This is a genomic window from Prevotella marseillensis, assembly GCF_900625065.1.
Taxonomy (GTDB): Bacteria; Bacteroidota; Bacteroidia; order Bacteroidales; family Bacteroidaceae; genus Prevotella; species Prevotella rara.
Window position 1 is genome coordinate 3,402,877 of sequence record NZ_UYXY01000001.1, and the last position, 11,962, is coordinate 3,414,838.

Consider the following 11,962-nt stretch of genomic DNA (forward strand, 5'->3'; position numbering starts at 1 on the left):
AATAACAATAACTATTGACAAAAAGAGCTGAAAATCCCGATAACAGCAAGGTTTCAGGGCATATGTCTATCTCTTGGTAAGAAAGAGCGGGTTTTTAGATAATCCAAAAATAATTATATATATAGTTTTTAATTAAATTAGTTTATCAAATGAAAAGAAAAATTTTCAGTTCTTTGCTTCTTGTAGCGTTCCTATGCGCTTCAATGAGCATGTTCGTTTCTTGTAAAGACTATGAGGATGACATCAATGCGAACAAAGATGACATCACTGCTTTACAGAATCAGTTGGCTGACTTGCAGACTACACTGTCAAACGAGTTGAGCAGTGTAAGAAGCGAGTTTAATACTCAAATCTCTGATGCCAAGGCTCAGCTCCAGGCTGCCATCGATCAGAAAGCTGATCAGGCTACTGTAACTGCACTCGAGGCAAGAGTTGCTACTCTGGAAGGTGACCTCGCTGCTAAGGAGGCTGCTTTGAACGCAAAAATTGATGCTGTAAACGAAGCTGTTACTGGTCTTGACGGAAGACTTGAGAGCGTTGAGGAAGCTTTGGCTACAATCACAGCCATGACAGGTGACTTCGAGAAACTTCAGAAGACAGTTAATGACTTGAAGGGTAGAGTTGAGGCTCTTGAAAGCCTTGACATCGCTACTATCGCAAGAGAGGCTGTTGCAAAGGATCTCGAAACTCAGCAGAAGGCTCTTGAGGATTTCAAGCAGCAGATTGCTGACGCTGACTATCAGGGACAGATCGACAAACTGAAGGAGCAGATCGAGGCTCTGCCTACAGCTGACGACCTGAAGGATCTTGCCGACAAGCTTGAGGCTTATGACATTGAGAACATCGAAAAGAGAGTTTCTGCAGCAGAGGAGGCTATCGCTGAACTTCAGAATTCTTTGTCTGACTATGCTACTGTAACAAGCGTTGATGAGCTTGAGAAGGCTCTTCAGAAGCAGATTGACGACCTGAACAACCTTATCAGCGGTGAGGGTGGTCTTAACGACAACATCAATACTCTTACTGTTTTTGTTGAGAAACTGCTGAACAGCATTTCTCTCGTTCCAGATCTTTATGTTGGTGGTATCGAGGCTGTTGAGTTCCGTGTACTGAGCTATGTTCCTGTTGTTCCTGGAACAAGCGGTACCGGTGAGCTTAAAATTGCACCTGTCTATGTTGACAACGGTCAGACGACAGCTACTTACAGACTTAACCCAAGCTCTGTTAAGGAAGAGAATATTGATGCAGAGAATATCGACTTCGTTGCTGCTACAGCTGAGGTAAGAGCCGTGCTCGATAACTCTCCGGTTGCTTTCAACGGTATCGAAAGCTTTAAGAACGGTCTTATGACTGTTAAACTGAAGAAGACTACAACAGGATCTCTTGATCTTGGCAACAACAAGACTTACATCGTTGCTCTGAAGGTTCCTCGTTTCAACAAGGATAATACTACAACAGACATCTATTCTGAGAACTCTCGTCTTGTAGAAACTACATTCAGACCGAGAATAGCTAAGCTTGCTTGGAACGCTTCTGACGCTCAGCATCACTATGCTGACAGCACAAGCATCTGGAACTCTAAGGTTGACAACAACGAGCTTGTTACTACAGAGGTTTACTACAATGAGACAAAGAATCTTGCTGAGCTCGTAACAGGTTGCTACCTGAACGGAGCTGACAAGCACACTCAGATTACAAGAGATGAGTTGAAGAAGTATGGCATTGCTTTCCGTTTTGCTATTCCTTCAAAAACTTACAACACAGCTGCTCCTAACGGAACAGACCAGCAGCAATTTGCAACAGTAACTCCAGAGGGTGTTATTTCTTCAAAACTTCCTGATGGAGTAACTAACAACATGGCTTGCGTAGGTAAAGAGCCTATCGTTCGTATCATGCTTTGCGATACAGTAAACAATAATCTTCTTGACGAGCGCTATATGAAGATTAAGTGGTCTCAGAAGATGCTTGATGACGTAACTCTTGATGACAAGGTTGACGAGAAGACACTTAGCTGCGATGCAATGACAGCAGAACTTACATGGGATTGGCTGATCACTAAGGTTTATGCAAAGGTACAGGCTGAAGGTCTTGATCAGGCTACATTTGAGAAAGTTTATTCTTTCAATGATATAACAATTGATCCGGCTAACTCAACAAATGGCGATTTAGTATTCAAGAACACTACTAACGAGAATGGTGATGCTCTTGCTGCTACATGGACAATTGATGCTGACGACGTTAAGACTATAGATCAGAAGAAGGGTTATGTAACACTTGAGAAGGTTATAACATTCAAATCTTCTATGCCTGCTCAGTATCCTGACCTGAAGATGACTTGGAAGTTCACTGTTAAACTGCCTGAACTGCCTGCTATCGCTGGTTACTTCGATACATACTGGTTCGAGAAGTATAACACTTATGACGTGCTGCCTGTTCAGTATGGTACACCTGCACAGACAGAGGCACAGGTAGTATACCGCAACAACCTCACAAGTGCATTCGGTTATACATCAGAGTGGGGTAAAGGTAACAACTTCTTCATCAAGAACATGACAGAATGTGGTCTTTGGGATCTTCAGTTCTCTGCTGACCAGACAATCGCCGGTTACACAGTTAACGGTAATGACCTTGATGAGGCTGGTATCGATCAGGTTAACTTTAACGGTTATCTCTTGAAGAATGGTGTTCAGAATTCAGCTCGCCTGACATGGACTGGCCGTGACAAGTCTTGGGGTACTTCATTTGATACAGAGGCAACTCCTTACCTGTTCGTTCCGAGAAACAGAGAGGATGCTTGGAACCTGATCAACCCGCTTGCACAGGCTGACGAAAAGGGTATTCCTGCTAGAACTCACGACAAGAAGATCAGCATCAGCGTATGGGCTAAGATTAATGGATACAACAAGGTTCTCGTTAAGAAGTATGATGTATGCCTCATAGCTCCGATCCGTGTAGACGCAGTATCTAAGGGCGGTTTCGAGGAAGGTCTCGTAAGCGGTTCTACAGTTGACGCTGGCAAGCTTGTTTCAATAACAGACTTCCGCGGATACGCAGTGGCTCAGACTGCTATCGGCAATCCTACTGAGTTTGAGAAGTATGCCGTACAGCTCTGGAAATACTATGACGTTAAGTCTATATTCTTCGATCTGAGCAAGGCGAAGTACACACTGGCTGTTAATGGTGGTAGCGTTGTTGCAAACAACGACCTGTCTTATGCTGATGCTATGACAGCTGCTAAACTCTCTGAGCTTACAAACAAAGCTGTTAACCTGTCACTGAGCCAGAGCGGCAACAACATCACCTTCAAGAACAATGGTGGTTCTAACGTAGAGGAAATGTTCTATGTTTACATCCCTGTAACAGTAGAATATGCATACGGTAAACTGACAGAGTATGTCAAGATACCTGTTTATCCTCGCGGTCAGGTGCCTGCATCTGTAAAAAGACGTTAAGGAGTGATGCTACAGATGACTTTGAGTAAAAGGAATCTGAAAGGAAAATAAAACTTCAATCGGGAGCGCTCCTTGTAATTGAGGGGCGCTCCTTTTAAAAATAATAAAGTTTCTATGATTAAATCAGCTAAATATGTCGTAATGGCCTTGGCCCTGTTTATTGTGGCTTCTTGTGGCGATAAGAAGAAAAAGGAGACTATCTTGCCGGCAGATCCACGTATGGACCAGCAGATGGTTCGTACAAGCAAGGACACCATGATGCTGCTCGACATGACAAAGAAGTTCTTGGAAACTTTGAAGAACAACGACATCGACGGAGCTATGAGCCAGCTGTATGAGGTTAAGGACAACAAGGTGATGCCTCTTTCGGAAGAACGCTCAAAGGAGATACGCAAGACTCTTACCACATTCCCGGTATTGTCTTACAAGATAGATGAACTTCTCCTCTATAGCGACAGCGACACCGAGGTGCGTTACACGATCGAGTTTTTTGAGAAACCTAAGGGCGACAACCGTCCTAACACGATAAAATGCTCGGTTAATCCGACACGTGTTGGCGGCAACTGGTATCTCACCATTGCCAAGGTGGCTCAAGAGAATAATTATAAGAACAATTGAAAAAATTAAAACCATTAGCTATGCGTTATTTAAGTTTATTATTGGCCGCAGGTTTCCTGTTTATGGGAAATCCCGTGTCAGCTCAGGAAAGCGAACCTGAGTACGAGTTCAACAGGCATTGGTTTGTAAGCGTTCACGGCGGTGCCCAGTATACATTGGGCGAGGCCTCTTTTGGCGACTTGCTTTCTCCTACGGTTCAGTTAGGTGCCGGATATCAGTTTACCCCGTGGTTTGCCACACGTCTTTCTGTAGGTGCTTGGCAGAGCAAGGGCGGCTGGAACGGATACATGCTGGACGGCAAGGCCGTAAACACTACGTATAAGTACAACTATGTAGCCCCCGGCATTGACTTTATGTTCAATCTGTCTAATGCCATCTGCGGTTACAACCCAATGCGTCTGTTCAGTGTTACAGCTTTCATCGGCGGCGGTGCAAACATCGGCTTTGGTAACGATGAGGCCAACGAACTGGCCAACGCAGGCTATGACATGCGCTACGTGTGGAGCGGCACAAAGGTTCGTCCCGTAGGCCGTGGCGGTCTGTCGTTCGACTTCCGCGTTAGCGACCGCGTAAGCCTCGGCATCGAGGGTAACGCAAACGTCCTCTCAGACAAGTACAACTCAAAGAAGGCAGGCAATGCCGACTGGTACTTCAACGCTCTTGCCAGCGTTACAATCCGTCTGGGCAAGACCTACAAGAAGAAGGCTGCCCCGGCTCCGGAGCCTGTAGAGCAGACTATTGTAGAGCCTGTCGTTGAAGAGAAGCCGGTAAGCGAGCCTGTTGTAGAAGAAGTAAAGGACGAGGGCATGAAGCGCGACGTATTCTTCACGATAAACTCAAGCGTTATCCGTGAGTCAGAGCGCGAAAAGGTAGTGGAACTTTCTAAATATTTAAACAATCATAAAAATGCAATTGTCGAAATAACAGGCTACGCTGATGCCGGAACAGGCACTACTGCTATAAACAGCCGCTTGTCTTCTGAGCGTGCGGAGGCTGTTAAGAAGATGCTTACAGAACAATGCGGTGTGTCTGCGTCGCAGATAAAGACCTCTTACAAGGGGTCTGAAGTCCAGCCGTTTGCTGACAACGACATGAACCGTGTATCAATTTGTATTATATCCAATTAGTCGATTGCAGGAGGGTGGAGACATTTGGGCTTGTGAAAGTCGTAGTCTCCTCCCGTTTTTTTAAAAAAAAGATCATTTACACTGTTGAAAATCAAGACACAAGCTAGACTGGACTTTTTTTCTATTTCTTATTCTTACAAATTCTTTTTTCACAGATTTCTTATTTCCTGTTCCCGTTCTTTTATAGTTTTATTGATGCGCCTCAGTCTGGCATTATGCTGCTGCATGATGCTTTTGTTTTATCATGCGCAAGGTTGATCTTTAAGTCTTTTATAAGTCTTACCGTCTGCTTTTCAGATGCCTGATATGCCTGTGAAAAACATGGTCTGAATATTCTCGCTTAAAGTGAAAATCCTGTATGTTTGCTTGCCGTTTTCTCATAAATGGCGGTGCTGACATGCTTCAGCGCATCTGCCGGTGGGGATAAACAAAAAAGCCTGCATCCGTATGGATACAGGCTTATGTATTTTCGAAGCTTTTATTTAGTTCAAAGCATCAGTTAATTCTGCTCCGGCCTTGAATTTCGCAGCCTTCTTAGCAGCAATCTGTATCTTCTCCTTTGTAGAAGGATTGATACCCTCGCGAGCCGGGCGCTCGTTAACGCTGAATGTTCCAAAGCCAACAAGTGCAACTTTATCTCCTGCTACGAGAGCGTCTTTGATGGCTGCAACGGTTGCGTCGAGTGCTTTCTTTGAATCAGCTTTTGACAAACCTGAGCCAGCAGCTATTTTTTCAATAAGTTCTGTTTTGTTCATAATTAAAATTGTTATTAAAATATTAGAGTATAAAATTATCCCAACCTATTTTTATCGCAAATATAGCCTAATCATTTTATTTGTCAAACAAAAAATAAAAAAAAGTGAAGAATTTAATGAAAAAAAGTTGGTATATGCCCTGCTTTATGCTATATAACAGATATTTTTAGTATTTTTGCCGACGTTTATTATGCTAGAAAAATTATTTTGAGTATGTTCAGAATACCTGCTATTACAAAGAATTTGCTGATTATCAATGTGCTGATGTTCGCCGCCACATGGGTGTTCGGCCGTCAGGGCGTCGACTTGAACAGCGTGTTTGGACTTCACTTCTTCCTTGCGCGCGATTTCCAGATATATCAGCTCTTCACTTATATGTTCATGCATGCCGGATTCACGCATCTGTTCTTCAACATGTTTGCCCTGTGGATGTTCGGCTGCGTGGTTGAGAATGTGTGGGGACCTAAGAAGTTTCTCTTCTATTATATGGTCTGCGGAGTCGGTGCCGGACTTATACAGCTGATAACACAGTTTGGCGAGTTCTACATGCTTGCCAGCGACCAGATACCGGGCTTTGGCTTCGGCGATATAATGGCAGTGGCGCATAACAGCTCGGCTATTCTCAATCTTTGGACAACAGTAGGCGCGTCTGGTGCCATTTACGGTGTGCTGCTTGCTTTCGGCATGCTGTTTCCTGAGGAGCGCCTGTTCATATTCCCGCTTCCGCTGCCGATAAAGGCCAAGTGGTTTGTGTGCATCTACATCGTTGTTGAGCTGTTGTCGGCTCTCGGCACGTCAAACAGCAGTGTGGCTCATTTCGCCCACCTCGGTGGTATGCTCTTCGGATGGCTGCTGATAAGATATTGGCGCAACAATCCGGGCGGAGGCACTTTCGGAAGGTCGAAGGGACAGCAGTTCTTCGACAACCTGAAGAGCAACTGGGAGCGCCGCTCTCACCGTAAGTCGGACAATGCCGGAGGATATGACAGGACAAGAAACGAATCAGACTGGGACTACAACGCCCGCAGGAAGGCTGAACAGGACGAGATAGACCGCATACTCGACAAGGTTAGACGAAGCGGATACGACAGCCTGAGCGAGGAGGAAAAACGTAAACTCTTTGACGGAGGAAAATAGCACATGACGGATGTGCTTTATTGTGAATGAAAAAAATTAAAGACCTTACTTTGCAGATAATAGCCGGGGCCAATGTGGCAACGGCTGTTACCATGTTTCTGGTAGGCCTGTCGGACCGCATCAATCCGACAGAGCATCCTATAATGGCCAATATCGGACTGATATTTCCAGGCTTTATATTTATCAATTTCTGCTTTCTCGTCTTTTTTGCGGTGTTCAGGCGCAGGTACATGCTTATTTCCCTGCTTGGCTTTGTTGTCAGCTATTCTTCCGTGCGTACTTACTGGCCGCTTAACATCAGCCGCGACGTGCCGCCTGGCTCGATAAAGGTGATGTCGTATAATGTGCATAATTTTGCCAGCGACAATGCCCCCGAAGGACACGACAATCCGATACTTGAATATATTGTGGCTGCCGATGCCGACATCGTGTGCCTGCAGGAAGCACGCATTGACGATGACATAAAAAACGCGATAAAGGGCGTATACGAATACATCGACTCTGTGAGGAGCAAGGACGGGGGCGAGTGTCTCGTCTTGATGAGCAAGTATCCGATAGTGGCGCGCGAGCGCATCGACTATGTGTCTAAGGGCAACGTCAGTGCAGCCTTTAAGGTGAAAATGGACGGCGACACGGTTACTGTGGTGAATAATCACCTTGAGACCTCCGGACTGTCGCTTGCTGACCGTGCCGGCTTCAAGGACATGGTTAAGGGCAAGGCTGGAAGCGACACGGTGAGGGCTGAGTCGAAACGCCTGGCAGTAAAGCTGGGAGAGTCTGCCAAGATACGTGCGCCGCAGGCTGAGGCCGTGGCCGAATATGTGAGGAATAGCGGCGACAACGTGATTCTTTGCGGCGACTTTAACGACAACCCCATATCGTACACTCACCGTACTCTGGCGCGCGAGCTTACCGACTGTTATGTTGAGTCGGGCAACGGTCCGGGCATATCCTATCACCACAACGCCATCTTTGTGCGCATAGACAACATAATGTGCTCAAAGCTGTGGCAGCCCTATAAGTGCAAAGTTGACCGAAGTATCGGCTATTCAGACCATTACCCCATTTATTGTTGGCTCAAAAAGCGTGGAAAGGATAAAAATAACCGCTAAAATGAATAATAAGAGGCATTAAATTTTTCAAAGTTTAAAAAAATAATTATCTTTGTGCCCTATTAATATCAAACTCGAAAAAACATTAAAAATTAATAATAATCAAAATGCAAAACAAAGGAATTGTAATTGTTACAGCCGTCTTATTGACGCTTGCAAGCATTTTCTATTTGTCTTTCTCTGTCGCAACTAGCTATTACGACAGTCAGGCAGCAAAGATTAAAGACCCGATTGACCAGCAGAACTACAAGGATTCTGTTAAATATCTGGGTATTTATTCTTACCAGAAGTGCTTGGAGACGCAGATTGGTCTGGGTCTTGACCTTAAAGGCGGTATGAACGTAATCCTCGAGATTTCTGTTCCTGATGTTGTAGACGTGCTGGCTGACCACAAGACAGACGCTGCCTACGTTAAATCAATGGAACAGGCTAAGAAGGAGGAAGAGACAAGTCAGAGTGATTTTATCTCTCTTTTCATTAAGTATTATCATCAGAATGCGCCCGGACATCGTCTGGCTGAAGTTTTTGCCACACAGCAGCTTAAGGGCAAGGTGAGCACACAAAGCTCTGACGCTGAGGTGGAGAAGGCTCTGCGCGAAGAGGTTCAGTCGGCTATCGACAACTCTTACAACGTAGTGCGCAACCGTATCGACAAGTTCGGCGTTGTTCAGCCCAATATCCAGAAACTTGAGGGACAGCAGGGCCGTATCATGGTAGAAATGCCTGGTATCCGCGAGCCTGAGCGTATCCGTAAACTTCTTCAGGGTAGCGCCAACCTCGAATTCTGGGAGACATTCAACAGCGAAGAGGTTACTCCGTATCTGGCTCAGATCAACCAGCGCCTTGCTGCCGGTTCGTCTGCTACTGCCGCTGATACAACAGCCGTAAGCGACAGCACAGCTGCCAAGGCTGAACCCGCAAAGGCAGAGGCTAAGCCTAAGTTCCAGATAAAGAACGATACAAAGAGCGCTGCCAAGGCTACTGAGACTGATGCACAGCTCGCTCTCGCCAAGAAGCAGAATCCTCTGCTGGCTATGTTGCAGCTGGCTCCGCAGGGCTCACTGAGCGTTGTAGGATATGCTAACGTACGCGATACAGCAGCAATCAACAAGATTATCACATCAGAACTTGCCAAGCAGGTGCTCCCGTCTAACCTGAAACTTCTTTGGGGCGCTAAGCCTGCTGACGGACTTTCTGTAAAGAATGTGTTCGAACTTTATGCAATAAAGGTTACACAGAGCAACGGACGTGCTCCGCTTGAAGGCGACGTGATAACAGATGCTACAGACCAGTTTAACAACGTTACAGGTGCTCCTGAGGTAAGCATGACCATGAACTCAGACGGTGCACGCCGCTGGGCAGCCCTTACAAAGGCTAATGTGGGTAAGGCTATTGCCATCGTGCTCGACGATGCTGTTTACAGCGCACCTCGCGTAAGCGGTGAAATTCCTGGCGGACAGTCGTCTATCAACGGTAACTTCACCATTGAGGATACAAAAGACTTGGCCAACACGCTTAAGTCAGGACGTATGCCTGCACCTGCACGTATCGTTCAAGAGGATGTCGTAGGACCTTCACTCGGTGCACAGTCAATCCAGCAGGGTCTTATCTCGTTCGTTGTAGCCTTCGTATTGCTGATGATCTACATGATCGTCATGTACGACCTGATTCCGGGTATGATGGCCAACTTGGCACTTATACTTAACCTCTTCTTTACGTTAGGTATTCTAACCTCCTTCCAGGCGGCGCTGACCATGCCGGGTATTGCCGGTATCGTGCTGTCATTGGGTATGGCCGTCGACGCTAACGTGCTTATCTATGAACGTACCAAGGAAGAGTTACGCAAGGGCAAGCAGCTCAAGCAGGCTATCGAGGCCGGTTATGGCAACGCCTTCTCTGCTATCTTCGACTCTAACCTTACCTCAATCATAACAGGTGTCATCCTTTATGTCTTCGGTACAGGTCCTATCCGCGGATTCGCCACAACTCTTATAATCGGTATCTGCTGCTCATTCTTCACAGCCGTTTATCTTACACGTCTCGTTTATGAGCACAAGATGAAGAAAGACAAGTGGCTGAACCAGAACTTCACAACAAAGATATCTCGCAAGTTCCTGCAGGGCACAAACATCGGCTTTATGTCGATGTACCGTAAGACCTTCACAATAGCAGGTATTGCAGTTGTGCTGTTCGCTATCAGCTTCGCAGTTCGCGGTCTCAGCAAGAGCATCGACTTCACAGGTGGACGTAACTATGTAATCAAGCTTGAGAAGGCCGTAGAGCCTGAGCAGGTAACTGCAGTGCTCCGTCCGGCATTCCCGAACAGTACAGTGAGCGCAATTGCATTGGGTACAGACCACAAGACCATCCGTATTTCAACTAACTATAAGATTGACTCTAACAATCCGGCAGTTGACAACGAGGTAGAGGACATCCTGTTCAAGTCGCTCTCAAGCGCAGGCATGGTGACACAGAAGAGCGTAGAGGTGTTCAAGAATCCTGATGTACGCGCAGGCGGCTCTATTATCAGTAGTGCCAAGGTGGGTCCGTCAGTTGCTAAGGATATCACTTACGGAGCTATCATAAGCGTCATATTCGCTCTTATAGCCATCTTCTTATACATCCTCATCCGTTTCCACAATGTAGCCTTCTCTGTTGGTTCAACAGTGGCTCTGGCTCTCGATACGATAATCGTTATCGGCTTCTATTCAGCATTGTGGGGTCTGGTTCCGTTCTCTCTCGAAATCGACCAGACGTTCATCGGAGCTATCCTTACCGTTATCGGTTATTCAATCAACGATAAGGTGGTTGTGTTCGACCGTATACGTGAGAACCTCGGACTGTACAAGAAGCGTGACTATTGGACAATATTCAACGACTCTCTGAACGAGACATTGGCACGTACAATCAACACGTCTTCAACAACGTTGCTGGTATTGCTTTGTATCTTCTTCCTTGGAGGTGACAGCATCCGCAGCTTCTCGTTCGCGATGATTCTTGGTGTTGTATTCGGTACACTGTCTTCAATCTTCATTGCAGCTCCTATTGCTTACATCACTTTAGGTCGCAAGGCCAACAAGACATCAGAGGTTAAGGCTGCATAAGTGTTTTACTGAATAAGACGTTAAGTCATATATTCAATATAGATAGGGTGGATACGCATCAATGTGTATCCACCTTTTTTGTATATTCTTATGTATGGCTTTCCTGTGTTCTGTCACAGATTTTGGGCTGCTGTAAGAATATTTTTCATTAGTAACTCATTACACGTTGTAATTTGCTGTAATGTCCTGACAAACAGAGAGTTAGAACGTGATGAGTTGGGCTGTCAACTCGTCACGCAGATATCATGGAGAGAATCATATATTTGAAGTCAACCAAATTTAGGTAAGGACAACAAGATAATGATTTACTTGTTGCGTGATGAGTTAAAAACACAACTTGTCACATTACTTATCTATGAAACACAATATGTTATGTTCGGATGTGACGAGTGATGAGTTTTTCGTAAAATTATGCTGCGATGATTATAATGCTTTTTGTTAATTGTATAAGCTGGCAAACCATTGTTATTCATAAATGTCTTGATTAGGTAATATTCAAATATGGTTAATGACGGATATTGGATGAGTGGTATTATTTTAAATTCTGAACGGTTTCGTCTAACCGTTTGATGAATAAACATTTAACGGAGTATCTGAAAAGTAATGGTAACGACTAGGAAACCGTGCGATTTTCAGCGTTTTGCGGTGTTTTACTATCAA

General features: G+C 45.3%; 7 protein-coding genes. 6 read left to right on the forward strand and 1 reads right to left on the reverse strand.

The window, feature by feature from the left end; genetic code table 11:
• The first annotated feature begins 149 nt into the window (after positions 1-149).
• The 3 genes from EJL04_RS13420 (at position 150) to EJL04_RS13430 (ending at position 5,194) form a co-directional block, all read left to right on the forward strand.
• A complete protein-coding gene (locus EJL04_RS13420; protein ID WP_125105261.1) occupies positions 150-3,449 on the forward strand; it encodes a coiled-coil domain-containing protein in 3,300 nt (1,099 codons plus the stop codon).
• Positions 3,450-3,563: 114 nt separating this feature from the next.
• Positions 3,564-4,067 (forward strand): hypothetical protein, encoded by a 504-nt coding sequence (locus EJL04_RS13425; RefSeq protein WP_125105262.1) that lies wholly within the window; start codon positions 3,564-3,566, stop codon positions 4,065-4,067.
• 20 nt (positions 4,068-4,087) lie between these two features.
• Positions 4,088-5,194: an OmpA family protein gene (locus EJL04_RS13430; RefSeq protein ID WP_125105263.1), complete on the forward strand. Its 1,107-nt coding sequence runs from the start codon at positions 4,088-4,090 to the stop codon at positions 5,192-5,194.
• Positions 5,195-5,676: 482 nt separating this feature from the next.
• Here the strand turns inward: EJL04_RS13430 and EJL04_RS13435 are convergent, their stop codons facing one another.
• Positions 5,677-5,949 carry an HU family DNA-binding protein gene (locus tag EJL04_RS13435; protein ID WP_021853382.1) on the reverse strand — a complete coding sequence of 91 codons (273 nt, stop codon included), beginning with the start codon at positions 5,947-5,949 and terminating at the stop codon, positions 5,677-5,679.
• A 213-nt stretch (positions 5,950-6,162) separates the two neighbouring features.
• Here EJL04_RS13435 and EJL04_RS13440 point away from each other — a divergent pair, with 213 nt between their 5' ends.
• From EJL04_RS13440 to secDF, 3 genes are all read left to right on the forward strand, one after another.
• On the forward strand, positions 6,163-7,086 hold the full coding sequence (locus EJL04_RS13440; RefSeq protein ID WP_125105264.1) for a rhomboid family intramembrane serine protease: 924 nt from the start codon (positions 6,163-6,165) through the stop codon (positions 7,084-7,086).
• A gap of 26 nt (positions 7,087-7,112) precedes the next feature.
• Positions 7,113-8,198: an endonuclease/exonuclease/phosphatase family protein gene (locus tag EJL04_RS13445; RefSeq protein WP_021853384.1), complete on the forward strand. Its 1,086-nt coding sequence runs from the start codon at positions 7,113-7,115 to the stop codon at positions 8,196-8,198.
• Positions 8,199-8,305: 107 nt separating this feature from the next.
• Complete coding sequence (secDF, locus tag EJL04_RS13450; protein WP_125105265.1) at positions 8,306-11,302, forward strand: protein translocase subunit SecDF; 2,997 nt, start codon at positions 8,306-8,308, stop codon at positions 11,300-11,302.
• Positions 11,303-11,962 lie beyond the last annotated feature (660 nt).